23 protein-coding genes and 3 tRNA genes are annotated in these 22,542 nt (G+C 38.8%); 5 read left to right on the plus strand and 21 right to left on the minus strand.

Annotated features, from left to right (window positions below):
- Positions 1-44 precede the first annotated feature (44 nt).
- Positions 45-1,028 carry an L-lactate dehydrogenase gene (locus EL079_RS03190; protein ID WP_003030242.1) on the plus strand — a complete coding sequence of 328 codons (984 nt, stop codon included), beginning with the start codon at positions 45-47 and terminating at the stop codon, positions 1,026-1,028.
- 144 nt (positions 1,029-1,172) lie between these two features.
- On the opposite strand, the gene EL079_RS03195 is transcribed toward EL079_RS03190, so the two are convergent.
- From EL079_RS03195 to parE, 12 genes are all read right to left on the minus strand, one after another.
- Positions 1,173-1,577 carry an NUDIX hydrolase gene (locus EL079_RS03195; protein ID WP_003030317.1) on the minus strand — a complete coding sequence of 135 codons (405 nt, stop codon included), beginning with the start codon at positions 1,575-1,577 and terminating at the stop codon, positions 1,173-1,175.
- Between the two features lie 66 nt (positions 1,578-1,643).
- Positions 1,644-1,715, minus strand: a tRNA-Arg gene (locus EL079_RS03200).
- Positions 1,716-1,797: 82 nt separating this feature from the next.
- Positions 1,798-2,997, minus strand: coding sequence for a 30S ribosomal protein S1 (rpsA, locus tag EL079_RS03205; RefSeq protein ID WP_003024424.1), 1,200 nt, complete (start codon positions 2,995-2,997; stop codon positions 1,798-1,800).
- A gap of 162 nt (positions 2,998-3,159) precedes the next feature.
- A tRNA-Gln gene (locus EL079_RS03210) sits at positions 3,160-3,231 on the minus strand.
- 40 nt (positions 3,232-3,271) lie between these two features.
- Positions 3,272-3,352, minus strand: a tRNA-Tyr gene (locus EL079_RS03215).
- Between the two features lie 52 nt (positions 3,353-3,404).
- Entirely contained in the window at positions 3,405-3,635 is a 231-nt protein-coding gene (locus EL079_RS03220) for a DUF2969 domain-containing protein (protein WP_003030304.1), read from the minus strand.
- A gap of 103 nt (positions 3,636-3,738) precedes the next feature.
- A complete protein-coding gene (locus EL079_RS03225; RefSeq protein ID WP_080559874.1) occupies positions 3,739-4,776 on the minus strand; it encodes a branched-chain amino acid aminotransferase in 1,038 nt (345 codons plus the stop codon).
- Positions 4,777-4,897: 121 nt separating this feature from the next.
- Positions 4,898-7,354 carry a DNA topoisomerase IV subunit A gene (gene parC / locus EL079_RS03230; RefSeq protein WP_026248160.1) on the minus strand — a complete coding sequence of 819 codons (2,457 nt, stop codon included), beginning with the start codon at positions 7,352-7,354 and terminating at the stop codon, positions 4,898-4,900.
- A 211-nt stretch (positions 7,355-7,565) separates the two neighbouring features.
- Positions 7,566-8,387: an aminoglycoside 6-adenylyltransferase gene (locus tag EL079_RS03235; protein ID WP_003030323.1), complete on the minus strand. Its 822-nt coding sequence runs from the start codon at positions 8,385-8,387 to the stop codon at positions 7,566-7,568.
- 19 nt (positions 8,388-8,406) lie between these two features.
- Positions 8,407-9,141 carry a DUF6261 family protein gene (locus EL079_RS03240; RefSeq protein ID WP_003030313.1) on the minus strand — a complete coding sequence of 245 codons (735 nt, stop codon included), beginning with the start codon at positions 9,139-9,141 and terminating at the stop codon, positions 8,407-8,409.
- 212 nt (positions 9,142-9,353) lie between these two features.
- Positions 9,354-10,886: an Abi family protein gene (locus tag EL079_RS03245; protein ID WP_018543476.1), complete on the minus strand. Its 1,533-nt coding sequence runs from the start codon at positions 10,884-10,886 to the stop codon at positions 9,354-9,356.
- A gap of 34 nt (positions 10,887-10,920) precedes the next feature.
- Positions 10,921-12,870: a DNA topoisomerase IV subunit B gene (gene parE / locus EL079_RS03250; protein ID WP_003030311.1), complete on the minus strand. Its 1,950-nt coding sequence runs from the start codon at positions 12,868-12,870 to the stop codon at positions 10,921-10,923.
- A 181-nt stretch (positions 12,871-13,051) separates the two neighbouring features.
- Here parE and plsY point away from each other — a divergent pair, with 181 nt between their 5' ends.
- Positions 13,052-13,699, plus strand: coding sequence for a glycerol-3-phosphate 1-O-acyltransferase PlsY (gene plsY / locus EL079_RS03255; RefSeq protein ID WP_003030309.1), 648 nt, complete (start codon positions 13,052-13,054; stop codon positions 13,697-13,699).
- A 211-nt stretch (positions 13,700-13,910) separates the two neighbouring features.
- Here the strand turns inward: plsY and EL079_RS09685 are convergent, their stop codons facing one another.
- The 4 genes from EL079_RS09685 to EL079_RS03270 all read right to left on the minus strand — a co-directional run bounded on the left by EL079_RS09685 (position 13,911) and on the right by EL079_RS03270 (position 16,005).
- Entirely contained in the window at positions 13,911-14,075 is a 165-nt protein-coding gene (locus tag EL079_RS09685; protein WP_003030322.1) for a hypothetical protein, read from the minus strand.
- 177 nt (positions 14,076-14,252) lie between these two features.
- Positions 14,253-14,888: a tetratricopeptide repeat protein gene (locus EL079_RS03260; protein WP_003030330.1), complete on the minus strand. Its 636-nt coding sequence runs from the start codon at positions 14,886-14,888 to the stop codon at positions 14,253-14,255.
- 47 nt (positions 14,889-14,935) lie between these two features.
- Entirely contained in the window at positions 14,936-15,403 is a 468-nt protein-coding gene (locus tag EL079_RS03265; RefSeq protein ID WP_003024408.1) for a deoxycytidylate deaminase, read from the minus strand.
- Positions 15,404-15,420: 17 nt separating this feature from the next.
- On the minus strand, positions 15,421-16,005 hold the full coding sequence (locus EL079_RS03270; RefSeq protein ID WP_003030328.1) for a TetR/AcrR family transcriptional regulator: 585 nt from the start codon (positions 16,003-16,005) through the stop codon (positions 15,421-15,423).
- A 133-nt stretch (positions 16,006-16,138) separates the two neighbouring features.
- On the opposite strand from EL079_RS03270, the gene EL079_RS03275 reads away from it, so the two are divergent.
- Positions 16,139-16,984, plus strand: a complete 846-nt coding sequence (locus tag EL079_RS03275) for a DegV family protein (protein WP_003030326.1) — start codon at positions 16,139-16,141, stop codon at positions 16,982-16,984.
- 42 nt (positions 16,985-17,026) lie between these two features.
- Here the strand turns inward: EL079_RS03275 and EL079_RS03280 are convergent, their stop codons facing one another.
- The 4 genes from EL079_RS03280 to eno all read right to left on the minus strand — a co-directional run bounded on the left by EL079_RS03280 (position 17,027) and on the right by eno (position 20,709).
- Positions 17,027-17,758 (minus strand): DUF3307 domain-containing protein, encoded by a 732-nt coding sequence (locus EL079_RS03280; RefSeq protein ID WP_003030333.1) that lies wholly within the window; start codon positions 17,756-17,758, stop codon positions 17,027-17,029.
- Entirely contained in the window at positions 17,751-18,425 is a 675-nt protein-coding gene (locus EL079_RS03285; RefSeq protein ID WP_018543474.1) for a SatD family protein, read from the minus strand. The genes EL079_RS03280 and EL079_RS03285 overlap by 8 nt, the downstream gene beginning before the upstream one ends.
- 160 nt (positions 18,426-18,585) lie before the next feature.
- On the minus strand, positions 18,586-19,326 hold the full coding sequence (locus tag EL079_RS03290) for an NAD-dependent protein deacylase (RefSeq protein WP_003031049.1): 741 nt from the start codon (positions 19,324-19,326) through the stop codon (positions 18,586-18,588).
- 78 nt (positions 19,327-19,404) lie between these two features.
- Positions 19,405-20,709 (minus strand): surface-displayed alpha-enolase, encoded by a 1,305-nt coding sequence (gene eno / locus EL079_RS03295; RefSeq protein ID WP_003029634.1) that lies wholly within the window; start codon positions 20,707-20,709, stop codon positions 19,405-19,407.
- A gap of 175 nt (positions 20,710-20,884) precedes the next feature.
- On the opposite strand from eno, the gene EL079_RS03300 reads away from it, so the two are divergent.
- Positions 20,885-21,337 carry a DUF1694 domain-containing protein gene (locus EL079_RS03300; protein ID WP_022524404.1) on the plus strand — a complete coding sequence of 151 codons (453 nt, stop codon included), beginning with the start codon at positions 20,885-20,887 and terminating at the stop codon, positions 21,335-21,337.
- Positions 21,338-21,348: 11 nt separating this feature from the next.
- Positions 21,349-21,672: a nuclear transport factor 2 family protein gene (locus EL079_RS03305; RefSeq protein ID WP_003032172.1), complete on the plus strand. Its 324-nt coding sequence runs from the start codon at positions 21,349-21,351 to the stop codon at positions 21,670-21,672.
- A gap of 85 nt (positions 21,673-21,757) precedes the next feature.
- On the opposite strand, the gene EL079_RS03310 is transcribed toward EL079_RS03305, so the two are convergent.
- On the minus strand, positions 21,758-22,507 hold the full coding sequence (locus EL079_RS03310) for a PHP domain-containing protein (protein ID WP_003032185.1): 750 nt from the start codon (positions 22,505-22,507) through the stop codon (positions 21,758-21,760).
- Positions 22,508-22,542 lie beyond the last annotated feature (35 nt).

Here is a 22,542-nt window from a genome sequence, read left to right on the forward strand (position 1 = left end):
AAGGGAAAACGTTCCCCAATAAAATAAAGGAGATGTTTAGCAAAATGACTCTTACTAAACAACATAAAAAAGTCATCCTTGTCGGTGACGGTGCTGTAGGTTCTTCTTACGCATTTGCTCTTGTCAACCAAGGTATCGCTCAAGAACTTGGTATTGTTGATATTTTCAAAGAAAAGACGGAAGGGGATGCTGAAGACCTTAGCCATGCTCTTGCTTTCACTTCACCTAAGAAAATCTATTCAGCAGAATATGCTGATGCGCACGATGCAGATCTTGTCGTTTTGACTGCTGGTGCACCACAAAAACCAGGTGAAACTCGTCTTCAATTAGTTGAAAAAAACCTCCGCATCAATAAAGATGTTGTTACCAAAATTGTTGAGTCAGGATTTAACGGTATTTTCCTTGTGGCTGCTAACCCAGTTGATATCTTGACTTACTCAACTTGGAAATTCTCTGGATTCCCTAAAGAACGTGTCATTGGTTCAGGTACTTCTCTTGATTCAGCACGTTTCCGTCAAGCACTTGCTGAAAAATTAGATGTAGATGCTCGTTCTGTCCATGCTTACATCATGGGAGAACATGGTGATTCAGAATTCGCTGTTTGGTCACACGCCAACGTTGCAGGTGTCAACCTTGAAAATTATCTTCAAGACGTAGAAAACTTCAATGCTGCTGAATTAGTTGACTTGTTTGAAGGTGTCCGTGATGCTGCATACTCAATCATCAATAAAAAAGGTGCAACTTTCTATGGTATCGCAGTTGCCTTAGCTCGTATCACAAAAGCTATCCTTGATGACGAAAATTCAGTTCTTCCACTTTCAGTATTCCAAGAAGGTCAATATCCTGGCGTTACAGATTGTTACATTGGACAACCAGCTATTGTTGGCGCACATGGTATCGTACGTCCAGTAAATATCCCGTTGAATGACGCTGAAAAACAAAAAATGCAAGCTTCTGCTAAACAATTAAAAGACATCATCAATGATGCCTTCTCCAAAGAAGAATTTGCTTCAGCAGCTAAAAACTAAAGAATTTCCTTTCTTACTCCTTGTTTTATCAAGGAGTTTTTTCATATCTAAAATGGATACGATAAAGTCATAATGCCGTGCAAATCAGCTTTATCGTATCCATTTATTTTATATAATCTTACTTTATCAAACATATTTATCAATTTATTTCAATATATCTTTTAAATAAGGAACAATCTTTTCATCCTTCATATCTGGCAGCGCCCGAATCCAGCGAAACGCTGTATGCTCTTCCAAATCAAGTTTAATCTCTCTATATTCCAGCAATTTCGCCTTATACACTAGACGCGTAAAAACAATGCCCTTTGTATTATCATAACAGCTATCCTCATGAAGAATCGAACTTAATTGTACCTTTTGGTTGACTTCTTCCATTGCTTCACGCACAGCTCCTTCTCTTGGCAATTCGTCTTCTTCCACGCTACCTCCTGGAATATCCCAATATTCGGGATACATGTTTGGAGAACCACGTTTTATTTTACTTCGTTTAATAAGCAAATATTTTCCATCTTTTTCAATTAGAGCATGAGCAATCAATTTCACAGGCATTGGTAATCTCCCTTGTAAAAATAAAAAACCTTGCATATAACAAGATTTATAAGCAGATAACAATTATCCACCCTGAGGGAATCGAACCCCCATCTCAAGAACCGGAATCTTACGTGATATCCATTACACTAAGGGTGGCAACTATTATAGTATACACAAAAAATGAAAAAATAACAAGTAAAAAAGGACTGAAAACATAATTCCAATCCCTTTATTTTGCTTATAATTCAATGTCACCAAACAAGTCAGCCATTGAGAATCCAGTTTGAGTTTCTGGAAGTTCAAAGTCACGTTTTTCTTGGCGTTTTTGACGACGAGGACGTGATTGACGTTTTTCTTTTTGGCTGTCTTCTTGAGCCGGACGTTCTTCAAGAGCTTTGATAGAAAGCGATACGCGTTCTGCATCAGCATTTACATCAAGAACTTTTACGGTTACTTCTTGACCAACTTTAAGCACATCTTTTGGATTTTCAACACGCTTGTGTGAAATTTGTGAAATATGGACAAGTCCGTCAATACCTGGCAATACTTCAACAAAAGCACCGAAATCTGTCAAACGTTTAACTGTACCTTCAATCACATCACCAGCAGCTAATTTTTGTTCAACACCGTCCCATGGTCCAGGCGTTGTAGCTTTAAGAGAAAGTGATACGCGTCCTTCTTCTTCGTTCAAATCAAGAACTTTTACTTCAATTTCATCGCCAACTGATACAACAGATTTTGGTGAAACATTGCGTTCGTGTGACAATTCAGTTAAGTGAACAAGTCCGTCAACACCACCAAGGTCAATAAAAGCACCAAAGCTTGTGATACGTGCAACTTTACCAGTCACGATGTCACCAACAGCTAATTTGCTAAATACTTCAGCACGTGCTGCTGCAGCTTTTTCTTCTACTACTTCACGGCGTGAAAGAATGAAACGATTTTCTTTTGGATCCACTTCTTTAATTTTTGCTTCAAATTCTTGGCCAACAAAACGTTCAGTGTTACGAACGAAACGAGTATCTAGCATTGAAGCAGGGATAAATCCACGAAGTCCTTCAAATTCTACTGAAAGACCGCCTTTAACAGCACGAGTACCTTTTACAGTAACAACTTCTTCTTCACGTCCAACCAACTTGTCCCATGCCTTGCGAGCTTCTAAACGTTTTTTAGATACAAGGTAAGTAACTGTATCAGTATCTTTACCAACTACTTGACGAAGAACAAGCAATTCAAGTGTTTCACCTGGTTTTACAAGATCGTTAATGTCAGCTTCACGATCATTTGTCAATTCACGAAGGGTCAACACACCTTCTACACCAGTTCCAGCGATTGCAACATTAGCTTGGTTCGCATCAACAGTCAATACTTCAGCAGTAACGACGTCGCCTGGCTCAACTTGGCTAACACTATTTAGCAAATCTTCAAATTCATTCATCTAAAAAAATCCTCCAACAATCAAGCATTTCTCGCTTGACATACTTATAATATTTTTCCTAAGCACCGCAATGACATTGAACTATCTTTAACGTTTCTCACCCTATAAAGAAATAAAATACCCTAAGATATTTTACCATTTATCTGATATATTACCTAAGAACTGGGGTAGCTGGATTCGAACCAACGCATGAGGGAGTCAAAGTCCCTTGCCTTACCGCTTGGCTATACCCCAAAAAGAACGTGGTCATACCATTAAAAACTAAGTACGCTCATGGAGAGGGAGGGATTCGAACCCCCGAACCCGAAGGAGCGGATTTACAGTCCGCCGCGTTTAGCCTCTTCGCTACCTCTCCTGTATAATCAACAGTATTCATTATACCATTGATGAAAAGAAAATACAAGCATTTATTTACTCAAATTATAGGTTTCAATCAATTTTTCCACGGCATTTTCAAGTTTTTTATAAAAACTATCAACATTTTCATTTTTTATGATAGCAAATTGCCCGTCTAACTCAGCAATTTGACCAATGACTTTTTTACCAATAGATAAAACATAACCTTCGTACTGGTCAGTTCCTATTTTAACTTTGCTATCTGCCAATTGGATTTCAATCTTTTTATCTTTTTTACTCATCATATACCTCTTTCAAGTCTCTATTTTACAAAAAAATAGGAAAACTAGCAAGTGCTACGTGAAAATAAAAGCTACCTCAATCGAGAGATAGCTTCAAAAATTTTTAAACTTTTACAATCCAACCTTCTGGTGCTTCAACATCGCCAAATTGGATGCCGGTTAATTCATTATAGAGTTTTCGAGTGACAGGTCCAACTTCTGTTTCACTATAAAAGACATGGAAATCGTCACCGTGCTGAATACCACCAATTGGAGAGATGACCGCTGCTGTACCGCAAGCCCCTGCTTCAGCAAAACGATCCAAATCATCAATTGGCACATCTCCTTCGATAGCTTTCAAGCCCAAACGATGTTCTGCTAGGTATAGAAGAGAATATTTTGTGATAGAAGGAAGGATAGATGGGCTGTACGGCGTTACAAATTCGTTGTCTTTGGTAATTCCAAAGAAGTTTGCAGATCCCACTTCTTCAATCTTCGTGTGAGTAGCTGGGTCTAGATAAATGACATCAGAGAATTTCCTTTCATGCGCCATTTGTCCTGGAAGCAAGCTTGCTGCGTAGTTACCGCCGACTTTAGCAGCACCTGTTCCATAAGGAGCAGCACGGTCATACTTGTCAGAAACGATAAAGTTTGTTGGAATCAAGCCCCCTTTAAAGTAATTTCCAACAGGCATGGCAAACACGGTGAAAATGTATTCATCTGCTGGTTTAACACCGATGATGTCACCAACACCTAACAATAGCGGACGAATATAAAGGGTTCCTCCCGTTCCGTACGGCGGAACGTATTCTTCATTTGCACGAACCACTTGCTTTACAGCATCAACAAACATATCAGTCGGAACTTGCGGCATCAAGAGACGGTCTGAGGTACGTTGTAGACGTTTCGCGTTTTGATCTGGACGAAATAGTTGTACACTTCCGTCTTTCGTGCGATAGGCTTTCATTCCCTCAAAAGCTTGTTGCCCATAATGAAGACAAGGAGAAGATTCAGACATGTGCAGAGTTGCATCTTCAGTCAATCCTCCTTTTTCCCACTGACCATTTTTATAATAGGCAAGATAGCGATAAGGCAATTTCATATAGGAAAAGCCAAGATTTTCCCAATCAAGATTTACTGACATAACATTCTCCTTTTTAATTTTATGATTTTTATTTTACACTATTTTTAGATATTTTCAATAGTTTTTTGCAAAATTCTGAAAATTTTTTAATTTCAGTTTATACCTGAACAAAAAATCAGCCGCTTGGACTGATTTTCAATTATTTAATATTCGCAGAGAACACTTCTTCATCAGAAATAGTATCAGAGATAAAGCTACCGTTGCTGGTTCTTTCAGACAGACCGAGGTCAGCAAGATTCACTTGGTAAGTCGTTCCTTTGTTAGAAACAATAGAAAGAATCTGCTCTTCTTCTGCTGTTGGATGATCTGAACTAAAGAGGTCTAGTTCTGCAGGTTGCTCTCCAAAGACAGGACCTGCTTGGAAAATACGATGTGGCTTGGACTTCAGCTCGCGCAACACTTGCAAACCACGATTTGCTCGGCTCGTCACAGGAATATCTGCAACTGCCATTCGCTTGAGCGCTCCGCGCTGGGTCAAGATATAAAGTGAATCAGTATTGGCAATAAAAGCCGCTGCTAAGACATCATCTTTTTTGAGATTGATAGCTTTGACACCTGCTGCTTTAGCACCCACAACTGGCACTTCTTCAATATTAAACCGCAAGGCATAACCGTTCTTGGTCACTAGCATAACATCATCTAACTTGATTGGAGAAAGTGTGATAATTTGGTCGTCTTCATTTTTTAATTTAGCAAATTTAACAGACTTGGACTTATAGGTGCGCCAAGGACTGAATTCTTTTCGCTCTACTCGCTTGATTTGTCCTAGTTTTGTTACCGCAAAATAAGTTCCTTCGTCAAAATTATCAACTAATTCTGTATAAAGTACTTCTTCATTCGTCTCAAAATTAGTAATGGTCTGGCTAAGGTGCTCCCCGATTTCTTTCCAGCGAATGTCTGCCAATTCATGGACCGGTCGATAGATGACATTGCCAAGATTGGTAAAAATCAAAAGGTGCTGAGTGGTTTTCGCCGAGCTGACAAAAATCAGACGGTCGTCCTCGCGCTTGCCGACCTCGTCAACCGTTGATGAATTGAAAGAACGTGGACTGGTGCGTTTGAGGTAGCCGCCACGAGTGACGCTGACATAGGTTTCTTCTTCCACAATCAGACTAACCGTATCAATCTCAATGGCATTAGCCGTATCTTGCAATTCACTAAGACGAGGATTACCAAATTTCTTTTTGACCTCGCGGAGTTCGCGCTTCATGAGATTGTACATGGTCCGCTCATCGCCGATAATGGCAGAAAGCATATCAATTTTCTCACGTAATTCCGCCTGCTCTTCTTCCAAAATCACCACATCTGTATTGGTCAAGCGATAAAGTTGGAGAGTGACGATAGCCTCTGCCTGCTCCTCGGTGAAATCATAGCTGACCTTGAGGTTTTCCTTAGCGTCAGCTTTATTTTCCGACGCACGAATGAGCGCAATCACTTCATCCAAGATAGAAATCACTCGAATCAAGCCTTCCACGATATGCAGGCGCTTCTCTGCTTTCGCTTTGTCAAAACGACTACGCGCCAGAATAATCTCTCTTCGGTGGGCGATGTAACTAGTCAGAATCGGCACGATCCCTACCAAACGCGGCGTGAAATTGTCAATAGCCACCATGTTAAAGTTGTAATTGACCTGCAAATCCGTATATTTAAAGAGATAATTCAAAATCAGCTCGGTATTGGCATCCTTTTTCAGCTCAATAGCAATACGAAGCCCGTCACGGTCAGACTCATCCCGCACTTCTGCAATGCCAGCTACCTTATTATTGACCCGAACGTCATCAATCTTCTTGACCAGAACAGCTTTGTTAATGTCATAAGGAATTTCAGTGACAACAATCTGCTCTTTGCCGCCTTTGAGCTTTTCAATCTCCGTCCGAGAACGCACGACAACGCGCCCCTTTCCAGTCTCATAGGCTTTCTTAATCTCATCACGCCCTTGCACAATAGCTCCCGTTGGAAAGTCAGGGCCCGGCAGAAACTCCATGAGTTTGTCAACCTTGGCTTTGGGGTGGTCAATCATATACACCACCGCATCGATGACTTCCGCCAGATTGTGAGGCGGAATGTCCGTCGCATACCCAGCAGAAATCCCCGTTGCCCCATTTACCAAAAGATTTGGAAAGGCAGCAGGCAATACGGTCGGTTCTTTTTCCGTATCGTCAAAGTTCCAAGCAAAAGGCACGGTGTCCTTTTCGATGTCTTGGAGCAAGTAGCCCGCAATCTCAGACAGGCGAGCCTCGGTGTACCGCATAGCGGCTGGCGGATCGCCGTCCATAGAACCGTTATTTCCGTGCATTTCCACTAAAATCTCACGGTTCTTCCAGTCCTGAGACATACGCACCATGGCGTCGTAGATAGAGCTGTCACCATGCGGGTGGAAATTCCCCATGATATTTCCGACAGACTTTGCTGACTTGCGGTAGCCCTTGTCAAAGGTATTGCCGTCCTTGTTCATCGAATAAAGAATCCGACGCTGCACAGGCTTGAGTCCGTCACGAATGTCGGGCAAAGCCCGCTCTTGAATGATGTATTTGGAGTAGCGCCCAAAACGCTCTCCCATGATGTCCTCTAAGGACATATTTTGAATGTTACTCATAAGATACAAAGGGACGTTTCGGCTTGCCGAAAATTTCTGTAGAAAAATAGGAAATCGATGCAGGGTTCGATGAACTCCAATCGATTTATCTTTTTTCTAAGTCTTAGTCCCGTGTTCAGTTGCTATACAACCAAACTATCCTTTCTGTAATTTTCTTTTTTAATGCTTCCTGATGTAAGAGGCATCTCTTATGAATGAGCAAAGTGGATTATCACTTTCTTAGATTCAGTTTTTCTTTAGTGTACTGAATCATTTTTTCTGCAGTCTCTTTATCATAAGGAAAACCAGTCTTGAGAGAGAAAGCCTGAGCTTCTTTGTGAAAAAATTGCTGCGTAGACAGTAAAGACTGGATGAGGCTTTCTTTGTTGGAAAAATCAAGCAAAGTGGCAAATTCTTCTTCCTTCTCCGCGGGCAAATACTGAAACAGATACTTATAGTTCTTGCCGACATCAATCACTCCCTTGTTCGCTGCCACTTGCCAAGCTAGAAGCTTGAGCAATTCTTTCTGACAGATACCATAGAGATGATCCACCGCATACACAAATTGTTGTCTCTGAATGCCTTTGACAACGTAGGCTGAAACCCACCAGAATTCATTGCACGATTTTGCAAAATCATCCGCACTTGCTGGTTTTGTCCAATAGCGTTTGGGAGTGGGGGTATAGGGTCGAAAAAGTCCCTGTGGGTCGTCCAACACCATAAAGTCTGCTTCGCTATCCACCCATTCTTTGATATGCTCCTTAGGGCAAAGGGTCAAATCTATCCGATTACCATCTTCAAAGAGCATCAAGTAGAGCCGGCGATGCGCAAGTACATTATGCTGCTCAATAATGCGCTCCCCAAACTGCTCCAACCAAGCAAGGTCAGCTACCAGTCTATCCAAATTATCCACAATGTAGACCACATCATAGTCTTGAAACTCGTCCTTGGGAGCATCTGGATTTGTCCGTGAGCCGGACATGGCAACAGCATCGACTTTTAGCACTTTTGCAGTTTGCAAAATCAAATCCAACATTTCACTTTCAGTTCTCATGGAAGTACCTACCTTTTTGCTAGATCGCTTCTTTCACTTTCTTAACCGCTTTACGTTTTTTGTAGCGGCTGCGAATGGTATTGAGGTGGTCGCGAAGATCTGCATAGTGGCTTCTTTCTGGGTAGGCATAGGTCATAATAGCGGTAAAATCCAGCAGGAAATCGTAGATTTCTTGTAGCTGAATGCGGAGTTGCTTGCTTTGGCTAGGCACTTTGCCTTTTAACTCGGTCAAGCGCTCCTTATAGGCTTCTTCAAACCGCTTTTGTGCAGTCATCAAACTTTCCACATGAGCTTCCAAGTGCAGTTTTGCCAGCGCCGTTTGATAGGTTGATTTCTTCAGCTCTTGGAGCAGGTGGTTGATGCCCTCTGTCTCTTTTTCATAGTTGGCAGCCGCAATCCCTGCGTAATTTTTCAGCAAGCCTGCCAAGGTATCGTAGGCTTCTTTGGTCGCAGTCTCCTTGACCCGTGAAAATGCCCGCACCAAAGCAGTCAGCGTCCCCAAAGCATCGTCTCGCTCGCGGTCGGCTTGGTCCAAACTGGTCACCAAGCGACTAGCTTTCGTCTGATGAAGCCCCTCCTGAAACTTAGCCAAATGCTGGCTCATCTCTTCCAGCTTGCTCGTATAAATACTTTCAACCTTGTGTGCCTTGTTAAAAGCAGCAATCGCCTCTTTCGATTCGGTCATGAGCTGGGAAAATTCGTTGTTCTCCAAATTGCGTACCGTTAAACTAATGATTCCGTATTCTTTTGTCATAAACTCCTCTTTCTTCGCGTGTTTTTTAGTTTTTTGCTTTAAAATCGCTCAGAACATATGTAAATGTTCGTCTTTTGCTCTAAAAATTCAAATCACACATGTGTGATTTGTTTTTTTTACTCCTAGACAAGAAATTCTTCATGTGAAATTTCTTGTTTTAGAGTTGGGAAAGTTGATTCTTTGTGTGGGATAGTGTTTTAAAATAGTAAAAATCAAAAATACCTCTGCAAATCCATTCTTGTTTTATTAAAATGGAGTGTTGCTGTTTCCTCTGCAAGTGATGCTTCATTTGCTATTATTTTGTATGCTGGAGGAAAATACTGAAGAAGTGCATCTGACTCAAACATTGTTAAGTCTCCAATATCTTTTAAAATGGGATTGACATTTTTTTCTTGTTCATTTCTATCATAATCACTGTCATAATCTAAGAAATAATTCGATTCGTTTTTAAAATCATTATACATTTTATCATCAAAAAGACTAATGAATCGATGATAAATAAAATTAAGTTCAAACCAAGCTTTTCTGTAGGGATTACCAAAAATGGTTTGTGCAACCTTAACTGACATAAGCTCGTCAAATCCTTGGGACATCAGTACCTGTTTTAAATAACCAAATATGAACCAATCTTTAATTTTAGTTCTTTCAAGAGGGTTATCAAACTCTAAATCCCAGTTAGGATTATAATCAGGATTTACTATAGTTGGAATCACAAACCTTCCATGTGCCGCTGCATTTCTTATAATTCTTAAATCTGAAAGTACTGTTTTATGTAAAACAATATCTCTGACAAAAGGAGTTAATAAACGTCCCCCTGTAGAAATACTTTCTTTTGAAAAATCATCAAACTTAACAAGCAAAGATTCTAAAGTACTCAAATCCATTTGATCCATTAAGTCATCTAATGGTATTATATCGCAATTAATATAATCAAATTTATCTGAGTAACTTAGATACTTATATCGATCTTGAGCTCTCTTATATTGCCCCTTCTTAACATCATCGGTTGAATTTTTCCAATATCTTACAACTTTAGCAGCGATATCATCCCCACCTTCTCTCTGAGTAGATAACCTGCTTAATAAGCTTTTGTATGAATTTTCAATCCCTAATATCCATCTTAATATCTTTTCTCTAAATACTTTATCAATATCGTTAATTTTCACAATATGTTTTACATCAATTTTTTTTAAATTACCTAAGTTTTTTTCGATAAAAAGACCATTAACAAGATAATCTAACATATAAGGTTGAAAGCCTATTTTTTTCAGATATTCATATAAAATAGCATCATCGTCCACCAAAACAAAATCATAAAAATGTTTTAACTTAGAAGCAATAAACTTATCGTTTATCAATTCTGGTTCTCTAATTTCTTTCTCCATATGAATTTTGGATGGCAGTTGAATATTAAATAAATCAAATTTCTCTTTCACTTGATTCAAATAAGATTTTGATCCTCCCCGCTTTTTCTGGACTAGATTTCGGGAATCAAATCTCAACTCAACAGCTTCTCTAATTATCTTATCTCTAAGAGACACTCCCTTTTTTATATTAAACTCCACTTCTTCACTATATTCAATGTATTCAATACCATCGATTTCTTTTATCATCTCAGAAGTAAATTGAAATGGAAGCTCTTCTCCTTCTTGACCAAAGCTATCAGTAGAAATATATCCGTAATTTCTAAATAGCTTGATAATTCTTCCTTTACCTTTTTTCTTCTTGTTTTTATTTCTACCCATTTTTCACCTTCTTCAATTTATATTCTTTACTCTCCTAAAAAATAACTTCTCCACTCTCCTCCAGCGTAAACTTGACATTATCTTCAATCCATTTACGGCGGGGTGGGACTTTGTCGCCCATGAGGACATTGACGCGGCGCTCGGCACGAGCCAAGTCGTCAATGGTGACGCGAATGAGGGTGCGGTTTTCAGGGTTCATAGTGGTTTCCCAAAGCTGGTCGGCGTTCATTTCCCCAAGCCCTTTGTAGCGTTGCAGCATGGCACCTTTGCCAAATTTCTTACGCAGGTCTTCTAGCTCGCCGTCCGTCCAAGCATACTCGACAACCTCGTTCTTGCCTTTGCCTTTGGACATTTTATAGAGCGGAGGCAGGGCGATATAGACATGCCCCGCTTCTACGAGTGGGCGCATGTAGCGGTAAAAGAAGGTCAGCAAGAGCGTCTGGATATGGGCACCGTCCGTATCCGCATCGGTCATGATGATAATCTTGTCGTAGTTGGCATCTTCTAGGGAGAAGTCCGATCCGACACCTGCACCAATGGTGTAAATCATGGTGTTGATTTCTTCATTTTTGAGAATATCCGCCATTTTAGCCTTGGCGGTATTGATGACCTTACCGCGTAGGGGCAGAATCGCCTGAAACTTGCGGTCGCGTCCTTGCTTGGCAGAGCCGCCCGCTGAATCGCCTTCGACCAGATAGAGTTCGTTTTTAGCTGGATTTTTGGATTGAGCTGGCGTTAGCTTTCCAGATAAAAGCCCCTTGTCTTTCTTGTTCTTCTTGCCACTTCGGCTTTCATCTCTCGCCTTGCGGGCTGCCTCGCGCGCATCTCTCGCCTTAATTGCCTTGCGGATGAGATTAGATGCCAATTCCCCATTTTCCAAGAGGAAGAAAGTCAACTTGTCTGACACAATCGAATCCACCGCAGGACGAGCAAGCGGACTGCCCAGCTTGTCCTTGGTCTGCCCTTCAAATTGCAAATGCTCTTCTGGCACTAAGATAGAAAGAACAGCCGCTAAGCCCTCACGGTAGTCAGAGCCTTCCAGATTTTTGTCCTTTTCTTTCAGCAAACCAGTCTTTCTTGCATAGTCATTCATGACCTTGGTAATAGCAGACTTAAGCCCCGTCTCGTGCGTTCCGCCGTCCTTGGTGCGGACGTTATTGACAAAAGAAAGGATATTGTCTGAATAACCGTCGTTGTACTGGAGAGCCACTTCCACTTGAAAACCGCCCTCTTCTCCTTCAAAATAAAGAACTGGTGTCAAAGTTTCCTTGTCTTCGTTCAGATAGCTGACAAAGTCCTGCACCCCATTTTCATAATGAAAATCAACAGACTCGCCCGTTCGCTCATCTGTCAGAGAAAGGTGAACATTTTTCAAGAGAAAGGCTGATTCATTGAGCCGCTCCGAAATGGTATTGTATTTGAAATCTATCGTTGAAAAAATCGTGTCGTCAGGCATAAAGGTCACTTTCGTACCAGATTTGGACTTAGCTGCTGTCCCAATTTTCTTCAAAGTTGTTGCTGGCTTTCCACCATTTTCAAAACGTTGTTTATAAATTGTACCGTCACGTGTGATTTCAACTTCCAGCCAGCTAGACAGCGCATTGACCACAGAAGAACCCACACCGTGCAGCCCCCCAGAGGTCTTGTAACCACCCTGACCGAATTTACCCCCAGCGTGGAGCACTGTAAAGATGACTTCTACTGTTGGGATGCCCATAGCGTGCATACCGACTGGCATTCCCCGACCGTGGTCTGCCACAGTCAAACTCCCGTCTTTGTGAATGGTCACGTCAATCTTATCACCAAAGCCAGACAGAGCCTCGTCAACTGCATTGTCAACAATTTCCCAGACCAAATGGTGAAGCCCAGTTGCATCCGTTGATCCGATATACATACCAGGACGCTTACGAACCGCGTCCAATCCTTCTAATACTTGAATGGCATCATCATTGTAATTGTTAATATTGATTTCCTTTTTTGCCACAAGGAACCTCCTGAATCATTCATCCTTTCTATCTTACAAGTTTTTAGCAAATTTTGCAAAGATTTTTAGAAATAGTGTATTCTTTCTGCTTCTCACCACCATTTTTTCAGCCTAGACAAATTTTATAAAATATTTCTGGTCGTTCAACTATCAAAATCAAAATTCATGGTATAATAAAAGCATGATAAAGATAGTTTTTACATTGATAGCAGCTTATTTGATTGGTTCAATCCCTGCCGGGCTTTGGATTGGACAAGTATTTTACAAGAAAAATCTCCGCGAACACGGCAGCGGAAATACAGGGACGACCAATACCTTTCGTGTCCTTGGAAAAAAAGCAGGCATCATCACCTTTATTTTTGACTTTTTTAAAGGGACATTTGCGACACTATTGCCATTTTTCCTTCATATCAACGGTATTTCTCCTCTCGTTTTTGGACTTTTAGCCGTTCTTGGGCATACCTTCCCCATTTTTGCTGAATTTAAAGGTGGTAAAGCCGTAGCAACTAGCGCAGGCGTCATTCTTGGATTTTCACCGACTTTCTTCACTTATTTAGCTGTCATCTTTTTCAGCTGCTTGTACCTGACTAGTATGATTTCCTTTTCAAGTGTGACAGCTGCTGCCTCCGCTATTCTGGGAGTCTTAATTTTCCCACTATTTGGCTTTCTTTTACCACGTTATGATGTACTCTTTACCGTAATTGTACTCGCATTAGCGCTCATCATTATCGTCCGACATAAAGATAATATCCAGCGAATTCGGATGAAACAAGAAAACCTCATTCCCTTCGGATTGAATATCACAAAACAACAACCTAAACAGAAATAAAGGGAACTCTATATAGCGCGGTTTACACCAACTGCAATAAGCAGCATTTTAAAACAAGATTTTTGTAAATTTGATAATAATAATTTATTTCTGTGTAAACAAGTATGTAATTTTAAAAATAAAAACGGAAGAAGTAATATTCTTCCATTTTTATTTAGCCTTGACTTTATCGATTTCTGAAATTGAATCTTTAAACGTAACACCTTGAATATTATGTGAGTGTCTTTTTTATAATTTCTGGCGACGTCATATCAATAACCACAAATTCATCACCTTCAAGATTCTTGTCTTTATCAACAATCGTAGAAACTTGGAAAAGACATGCACCATTGACATAATGCACTAAGACTAAGCAATGTCGACAAAATAGAAACATTTATTTTTTCTTTTTCATAATCAATCCTCTTTTATTCTTTTTTGATTCTATTATACAAGATTTTCTGGTAAAATAAAACCTTATTTAGCAACCTTTATCTTATCGTTCGCTAAAATTGTTCTAAAAAGAAAAATATTCTAACTTTTACATTAGAATATCTTATTTCACAAACATTATTTATAAACTTCTATCTTGTGAGTTTATCTGTGTCATTAAGTCCTTCAGTCCTGCTGCTCCAACGCCGTCACCTGCTTTTTCAAAACACGCCAGTGCTTTTTGTGCATAAAGCTTAGCTCTTTTTATATCTCTCTTAGCTAACATTACCTCAGCCAAGGCGCGATAAGCACAAGCATGGTTGACTAAATCATCTGTCTGCAATGCTAAATTTAGTGTTTCTTGCAAAAGCTCTTCTGCAAGATGAATATTTCCAAGTTTGAACTGTAAATATCCTTGTTCGTACAAATTGACTGATTTCTTTAGGACATCATTGGGGAAATGCTCTGTAATAATTGCAGCTTCTGTCATTATCAAGTCATAAGCTTTTTGAAAATGTTCTTCTTCTCGTTCGACCATAGCTAATTGATGCAAGCCTATATGTTGTTCTTCTAGATTCTTTTCAGACATAGCCTGAGCATAGTAGTCTTTTAAAAACTGACGAGCCAACTGAAAATCCTTTTCTTCTAAAGCAATATAAGCTTTTAAATTCAGCGTACTATAACTATCTTGGTCTATTTGATAAACGAATTGCTTGGCAAGCTGATATTGCCCGTCAAACAATGCTTGCCAGGCTTTTTGAAGTTGTTCTTCTGTCATAATTTCTCTCCTTTTATTCATAGAAAACAAAAGTCACACTTTAAAAATTATATCAAATCAGTCTCCGAGATTGCTTCTTTTACTTTTTCAATTGGCAAATGTACTAGCTCAACTTTCTTTTCGCTATATAAATAGCGCGCATAATCATCCATACGGTATTGATTGATATAAACCACTCGCTTGCAACCAACTTGTAAGAGCTGCTTTGTACAATTGAGGCAAGGGAAATGTGTGACATAAACAGTAAATCCTTTTGGGATTCCACGCTCTGCACCTTGCAAAATTGCATTTACTTCTGCATGCAAAGTCCTCACACAATGCCCGTCAACTATCAGGCATTCATGATCGATGCAGTGCTCCGTTCCTGAAACAGATCCATTATATCCTGTTGATATAACTTTATTATCCTTTACAATAACTGCACCAACACTTGCTCGCTTGCAGGTTGAGCGATTTGCAATCAAGAGCGCTTGTGCTGCAAAATATTCGTCCCAAGCCAATCTTTTTGTCGCCATATTGTCACCTTCTTTTCTTACTTATCACTCAGTTTATCATTTTTTCGATGTGGAAAAAGCGGAAGTCCGAGCGATGCAATCTTCTCTGCTGGAACTTTCATGCCGTCTTTTGTCCATTTGATTAAAACAGAAACCACCGCCGAACTCCAAAATGAATTCATGTAAGTTGAAGCTTCTTTTCTGGAACTATTTTGTTTTTCCAAGAAATCAAACACAGCACTTGTCAACAGTTTTTCTAAATTATAATCCACTGCTAAGCTAAGGATTCGTGCTTCTTTTTTGACTTCTTTAAACAAGAACAGCCACACTTGATAAAGCTCGGTTCTCATATTGAATTGTTCCAATTTATCAGTAATCTTTTGTACTGTTCGTTGGAAAATCTCTTGTAAAATTTCTTCTTTTGAATCATAATTTCGATAAAAAGCTGCGCGCGAGACACCAGCTCTCTCTACTAATTCAGAAATGGTAATTTTTGCCAACTCTTTCTTTTCCAATAATTGCAACAAAGAAATTTCCAATGATTCTTTTGTAATTCGGTTAGATTCCCGATTTGATATTTTTAGATTTTCTAAAGATTTTTTCGATATTTTACGTTCCGACATAACATTTTCTTTCTACATGTAACAACCGACTGTAAAGGCTTTCTAAAGCGGTGTTTTCATGATATAATTGTAAAAAAAGGCAAACCTTTTGTCAATGTCTAATTAAGGGATCATCCCATTAAAGGAGAATTGAATGACTTGGAAAATTGTAGCTGATTCAGGCTGTGATTATAGAACTATCGAAAACCTTGCTGTTGACACCTTATTTGAAAGTGTTCCTCTGACCATTCAAGTGGGCAATGAAATCTTTATAGATAATGCTCAGCTCAATATTGATAATATGATGGAAAAAATGTATACCACTTCTTCGGCTTCAAAGTCTGCTTGCCCTAGTCCAGATGACTATATGAAAGCTTTTGATGGAGCTTCAAATATTTTTGTGGTCACCATTACAGGAACCCTATCAGGAAGCTATAATAGCGCACAAGTGGCTAAAAGACTCTATCTTGAAGACCATCCTGACGTGAATATCCACATTATTGATACTCTTTCTGCTGGCGGTGAAAATGATTTGATTATCAAAAAGCTTAATCTTCTTATCGGTCAAGGTTTAAGTTATGAAGAAGTCATAAAAGAAATTACAACCTATCAAACCAAGACAAAATTGCTTTTCGTTCTTGCAAAAGTTGACAATTTAGTCAAAAACGGACGGCTGAGCAAATTACTTGGAGCTGTTGTAGGATTACTGAATATTCGTATGGTCGGCGAAGCCAGTCAAGACGGCAAGTTGGAATTGCTTCAAAAGGCGCGTGGTGCTAAAAAATCACTAGTCGCAGCTTTTGATGAACTCATCAAAGCAGGCTATGCCGGTGGACAAATCATTATTGCTCATCGAAATAATCCCAAGTTTTGCCAGCAATTTTCCGAAATGGTTCGTGAAAGATTCCCACAAGCTGTTATTAAAGTCATCCCGACTTCTGGACTTTGTAGCTTTTATGCTGAAGAAAATGGTCTCCTCATGGGCTATGAAATTCAATAATATAACGAAACTGTAGTCAATCACTAAACTACAGTTTTCATATTACAAATAAAGCAAACCAAAAACAATTAACACACTAATCATGCTAAAAAGTGAGCCAATGAGATAGTATTCTGCAAAGGACTGACTTTCAGAAATTTTGTTATACCGTGCGATTGACTTAGCAGTAAAGACTAAGCCAACGGAAGCGAACTGCCCAAATATAAGAGACAAAGCCATAATAAAACGCTCTAAAATCCCAATCATCGCCCCTGCACCTGCTATAGTGTCTTGGTTATCTCCCTTTGACTGATACCTATTGAAGAAAAGCTTAAATAAAATATTAACAGGCTTTCCAACGATTGCCAAGAAAAGAAGGGTTTGAGTAACTGACGCTCCATTTTTCAGCCATTGTGGGTTGATTTTATTAGCTAATAAAGCATAAAATAGAAAAATACAAATCAAATGAAGGACTTGGTCAATGATGAAAACTTGCTTTGTGAGTTTCTTTATTTCTATAAACGTGTTGAGCCTGTATTTCAAGAAATCAATAACTACATGACTAAGCCAAACAGCGACAAAGTAAATAATATCTTTCGGGAAAAAGATACTCAAAATCAGCAACGGAAGAAAAACAATGGCTAAATGCAGCAATAAATAAGGCAATTTTAAACATTTTAAATCTGCCATTTTTTGACTTTGCCATTGAAAATCAGCTAAAACATGCGCTAATAAGGTTAACAACAAGATTGGATGTTGTACAAAATAGTCTGAAAATCCCCACAAATTAGACATGTTTCGCCTCCTTCTCTATCGCATTTAACATCAAGTTCATCGCAACTCGTTTATTTCTGAGATAAATTTTTAACCCACTCGCCTTGATACGTTTGTTGAAAGCACTCGGAGTGATACCAAGTAGTTTTGCCATTTCTTTATGAGAAAATGTTTCATCGTATATATTTTCAGCTAGTAATTGTTTGAGGACATCATATTGGATATCTGTCCACTTGGACTGAATAAAAGAGCACGCAGCTAAAATAGCATTGATTGTCTGACCGACTTCTTCGTCTGCCAAAGAAACCGAAATGTGATTGATGCCATAGTCATTCTTATCATGAACATAGTTAATCGCTTCTCTCGCGAGCCAATACGCCGGACCGTCAGAACCAATGCTTTGTTCTTTGTTAATTTCTGTAATCATGTCTCCAGCACCAATCCCAAATCGAATTTCATAAGGAGCAAATGCCATAGAAAGCTGATCCATGATTTGAAACATATCCGAATTTGGTAAAAACAAAGCTTGAAATTCATCGCCAGCTGTGACCGTAAAGGGAGAAACTAAATATTTCTGATATTGCTGATTCAACTCTTTCATCAATTGCAACAATTTCTGTTGCGCCTGCGCTCGATCTTGTATTTTTTTTGATTCAATAACGTCTCCAATAAGAGCAACGTACATCATCTTCTCACCCCTTTTTGTCTATTATAATGGAAATTTAAAAAAATTTCCATTATAAAGGACATTTTCCAAAATTTCCGTCATGGAGGACATTTTTTAATCTACTATCTCTAAAAAATACAGCTAAGCACATGATTGAAACCATCATTTGATTTGAAAATGACTACCCCATTACTTTCCATGTCTTACCCAGCACTTCTCCAATCTTGCCCTTGATGACTAAGTCAGCTTGACTATCTTGTAGTACATTGTTTTTATTGATAACAACTAAGTGCCGTCCTTGAAAATAATGAACCAAATTAGCAGCTGGATAAACAACTAGCGATGTTCCGCCAATGATGAGTAGGTCAGCTTGACTGATAACCTGAATAGCTTGAGAAAAAACTTCCATATTTAACGGTTCCTCATAAAGAGTCACATCTGGCTTAACTACACAACCACAAGTCTCGCAATAAGGAATGATTCCTGACAATTTCAAAAAATCCTCTAAGTCATAAAAACGATGACAATTGGTACAAAAATTTCGGTCCACACTACCATGAATTTTTAATACGTTCCTGCTTCCTGCCATCTCGTGTAAACTATCAATATTCTGGGTAACAATTGCCTTTAATTTCCCTAGCTTTTCTAGATAAGCTAAATATTCATGGGCTACATTTGGCTTAGCGTTAGGATAAATAAGATATTTCTTGTAAAAGTCAAAAAAATGTTCTGGATAACGTTCAAACATCGTATGTGAAACTAGTTGCTCTGCTGAAAAATGCTGGTTTAACTCAATATTGTAAATACCATTTGAGCTGCGAAAATCCGGAATACCAGATTCAGTTGAAACACCTGCACCACCAAAGAATACAATATTTTGGCTACTTTGAATGATCTGAGCCAGTTCTTCAATCTTGTCCATATCGCCCTCCTAAAAGTTACCAATATTATTAAAGAAAAAATCGGCTAGCAGAACTAGCCGATTCATATTATAACTGAATTATTTTGACAAGTTATAGAAAGATTTCAAACCACGGTATTCAGCAACTTCACCAAGTTGGTCTTCGATGCGAAGTAATTGGTTGTATTTAGCAATACGGTCAGTACGTGACAATGAACCAGTCTTAATTTGTCCAGCGTTAGTTGCAACTGCGATATCAGCAATTGTTGAATCTTCAGTTTCACCTGAACGGTGTGATACAACGGCAGTGTAACCAGCTTCTTTTGCCATTTCGATAGCATCAAATGTTTCAGTAAGAGTACCGATTTGGTTAACTTTAATAAGGATTGAGTTAGCACATCCTTCGTTAATACCTCTTTCAAGATAAGAAGTGTTTGTTACGAAGAAGTCATCACCAACAAGTTGTACTTTCTTACCAAGGCGTTCAGTAAGTTTCTTCCAACCTTCCCAGTCATTTTCATCCATACCATCTTCGATAGTGATGATTGGGTATTTATCAACTAATTGTTCAAGATATTCGATTTGTTCGTCAGCTGTACGAACTGCAGCTCCTTCACCTTCGAATTTAGTGTAATCATAAACTTTGCGTTCTTTGTCGTAGAATTCTGATGATGCACAGTCAAATCCAAGGAATACATCTTTACCAGGAACATAACCAGCAGCTTCAATGGCAGCAAGGATAGTTTCTACACCATCTTCAGTTCCGTCAAAACGAGGAGCAAATCCACCTTCGTCACCAACAGCTGTTTCAAGACCACGAGATTTAAGGATTTTCTTAAGAGCGTGGAAAATTTCAGCACCCCAACGAAGAGCTTCTTTGAATGTAGGTGCACCAGCAGGCACAATCATAAATTCTTGGAAAGCGATTGGAGCATCTGAGTGAGAACCACCGTTGACGATGTTCATCATTGGAGTTGGAAGAACTTTAGTATTGAATCCACCAAGGTAGCTGTAAAGTGGGATTTCAAGATAATCAGCAGCAGCACGTGCTACAGCAATAGATACACCAAGAATTGCGTTTGCACCCAATTTACCTTTATTTGGAGTACCGTCAAGTGCAATCATTGCACGGTCAATAGCTTGTTGATCGCGAACGTCATAACCAATAACTGCTTCAGCAATGATATTGTTTACGTTGTCAACAGCTTTTTGTGTACCAAGACCGCCGTAACGAGATTTGTCACCATCACGAAGTTCAACTGCTTCGTGTTCACCAGTAGAAGCTCCAGATGGAACCATACCACGTCCGAAAGCACCTGATTCAGTATAAACTTCTACTTCAAGTGTTGGGTTACCGCGTGAGTCTAGGACTTCGCGAGCGTAAACATCAGTAATAATTGACATTTTTTACTCTCCTTTGAGTTATTTTATTTACATTCCTATCATACCTTAAAAATCAGTTTTTTTCAAGGAAAAATCGTGCCTTTCTATGAAATTTACGATAATTTTCTATGTAAGCGTTTTATATTTCCGAATGTTTCTTGGATAAATTTCAAAAAAAGTATGCTATACTAACTTTATGACAGATATAAATAAAACAATAATGGAAAAATCTCAAGGGGGATTAAAATTAAATCCCGATGAGCAAAGAAAATTTTTAGAAACATTTGAAGAGCGGGTCATTGCAGAATGTAGTATTGATGAAGCTAACAGCGCTCCCATCCACGACCACTTTAAAGAAATTTTACAAAAGATTATCTTGGACTATCAGCCTGTGACTGTGAAAATATCTCCTGAGATTACCAGTCAATATCAAATTTTTTACTTAAAAATAGCAAAAGATCTTGGCTGCAAAGCAACAATTGTGTCTAGTAACTACAAGAATTCTCCATTTGGCTTGGTCATTCATAGCGATCATCCAGTAGAGATTACCGAAAAAGAAATCCTTATCCAATTTTCTGAACTTTTCCAATCAGATTTATCCCAACAAGCAGAAAAGAAACCTTCTTTTTGGGAAAAGTTGTTTCATTAAAGGGACGATTGATGCCAAATTCAGAAAAACTAACCTTGTTCTTTCAAGCAGAAAATCAAAGAGACTGGGAAACTTACCAAAATTTTTTACATCCTGAAGTTATCTGGGAATTGCACGGGCAAGAAGTTTCAACCATTCATGGAATAGACGATTATCTTCTGAAGATTCAGCAAGCCTATCATCATAGCAACGTTCAATTTTCCTGCTTGCATACTTTTTCAACTAATGAAAATCGGATTGTTACTATTCTCAAAAACGATTTTGGTCAACTATCCTGTGATATTTTTGAGTTTGAAAATGGTTTAATTATCAGAGAATATGAATATTTGTTATGATGTTTCCATATCCGACAACTACTACACCTTGTAATCTAAAACAAATATAATGGGAGGTTAAGAACTTTTTGTTCTAACCCCTTTTTTATAGCAACATTCCTTCGTCTATGCCAAATTCCGTTAGGATTTGCTGGATTCGGTCGAAATTCAAGCGAAAATGTTCTAACGTATGAGCATCAGAGCCAACAGAATACTTTGTTCCTCCCAATTCTTTCACCAAAGATAAAGCATAGATATAAATATCTTCATGATTGTAGAGATACATAGACTTGCCATTCAGTTCAAAAGCCAAGTTATGCTCTATCATTTTTTGAAAGAGGGTACGAAGTTGAGGTTCAAAATTTTTCAATTCTTCAACCGTTACATTGAACTTGCGAAAACCATAGTCAAAATGAGCCAAAACATCAGCTGGAATACTTTCAATAGCTTCTTCCATTTCTTTAAAATAAGCTGGAATCACCTTCATTTTATCAGATTGCAAAGCAGGTTCTTCTAAGTAATCGAACTTTCCATTATGGTGAACAGACAACAGTTTTAAATCATAATCTTTATTCTCCAAATAAGCTAAAATATCGTTCTTTCGTGGTCTGTAATATCCGATTTCAATTCCTTTTTTGATTCGATTTCCATATTTCCGATTGAGAGCAGCTATTTTTCTAGAATAAGACTCATAATCAGGAATATCATCGTGAGGAGAACCTGCATCATACGGATAGGGATTAGATAAATCCAGATGTTCAGTCGTTACGATTTCACCATCGTAATGTTCCAAATAATCTCTGAAATCAGCATCTGAATCATAAGAAAAGTAAGTATGAAGATGATTATCGCGCATAAGTTTTCCTCCTATCATCTCTATAACACTAAGGA

Source organism: Streptococcus anginosus (assembly GCF_900636475.1).
In the GTDB taxonomy this organism is placed as follows: Bacteria; Bacillota; Bacilli; order Lactobacillales; family Streptococcaceae; genus Streptococcus; species Streptococcus anginosus.

Bases quoted from the DNA above. Each gene is read 5' to 3' on its own strand.
- EL079_RS03245 (WP_018543476.1), bottom strand. From the start codon at position 10,886: ATGGGTAGAAATAAAAACAAGAAGAAAAAAGGTAAAGGAAGAATTATC.
- EL079_RS03310 (WP_003032185.1), bottom strand. From the start codon at position 22,507: ATGCGCGATAATCATCTTCATACTTACTTTTCTTATGATTCAGATGCT.
- EL079_RS03270 (WP_003030328.1), bottom strand. From the start codon at position 16,005: ATGTCGGAACGTAAAATATCGAAAAAATCTTTAGAAAATCTAAAAATA.
- EL079_RS03290 (WP_003031049.1), bottom strand. From the start codon at position 19,326: ATGGACAAGATTGAAGAACTGGCTCAGATCATTCAAAGTAGCCAAAAT.
- EL079_RS03265 (WP_003024408.1), bottom strand. From the start codon at position 15,403: ATGGCGACAAAAAGATTGGCTTGGGACGAATATTTTGCAGCACAAGCG.
- eno (WP_003029634.1), bottom strand. From the start codon at position 20,709: ATGTCAATTATTACTGATGTTTACGCTCGCGAAGTCCTAGACTCACGC.
- EL079_RS03260 (WP_003030330.1), bottom strand. From the start codon at position 14,888: ATGACAGAAGAACAACTTCAAAAAGCCTGGCAAGCATTGTTTGACGGG.
- EL079_RS03285 (WP_018543474.1), bottom strand. From the start codon at position 18,425: ATGATGTACGTTGCTCTTATTGGAGACGTTATTGAATCAAAAAAAATA.
- parC (WP_026248160.1), bottom strand. From the start codon at position 7,354: ATGAGTAACATTCAAAATATGTCCTTAGAGGACATCATGGGAGAGCGT.
- EL079_RS03220 (WP_003030304.1), bottom strand. From the start codon at position 3,635: ATGAGTAAAAAAGATAAAAAGATTGAAATCCAATTGGCAGATAGCAAA.
- EL079_RS03280 (WP_003030333.1), bottom strand. From the start codon at position 17,758: ATGTCTAATTTGTGGGGATTTTCAGACTATTTTGTACAACATCCAATC.
- EL079_RS03300 (WP_022524404.1), top strand. From the start codon at position 20,885: ATGACAGATATAAATAAAACAATAATGGAAAAATCTCAAGGGGGATTA.
- EL079_RS03195 (WP_003030317.1), bottom strand. From the start codon at position 1,577: ATGCCTGTGAAATTGATTGCTCATGCTCTAATTGAAAAAGATGGAAAA.
- rpsA (WP_003024424.1), bottom strand. From the start codon at position 2,997: ATGAATGAATTTGAAGATTTGCTAAATAGTGTTAGCCAAGTTGAGCCA.
- plsY (WP_003030309.1), top strand. From the start codon at position 13,052: ATGATAAAGATAGTTTTTACATTGATAGCAGCTTATTTGATTGGTTCA.
- EL079_RS03240 (WP_003030313.1), bottom strand. From the start codon at position 9,141: ATGACAAAAGAATACGGAATCATTAGTTTAACGGTACGCAATTTGGAG.
- EL079_RS03275 (WP_003030326.1), top strand. From the start codon at position 16,139: ATGACTTGGAAAATTGTAGCTGATTCAGGCTGTGATTATAGAACTATC.
- EL079_RS03235 (WP_003030323.1), bottom strand. From the start codon at position 8,387: ATGAGAACTGAAAGTGAAATGTTGGATTTGATTTTGCAAACTGCAAAA.
- EL079_RS03305 (WP_003032172.1), top strand. From the start codon at position 21,349: ATGCCAAATTCAGAAAAACTAACCTTGTTCTTTCAAGCAGAAAATCAA.
- EL079_RS09685 (WP_003030322.1), bottom strand. From the start codon at position 14,075: ATGTTTCTATTTTGTCGACATTGCTTAGTCTTAGTGCATTATGTCAAT.
- EL079_RS03190 (WP_003030242.1), top strand. From the start codon at position 45: ATGACTCTTACTAAACAACATAAAAAAGTCATCCTTGTCGGTGACGGT.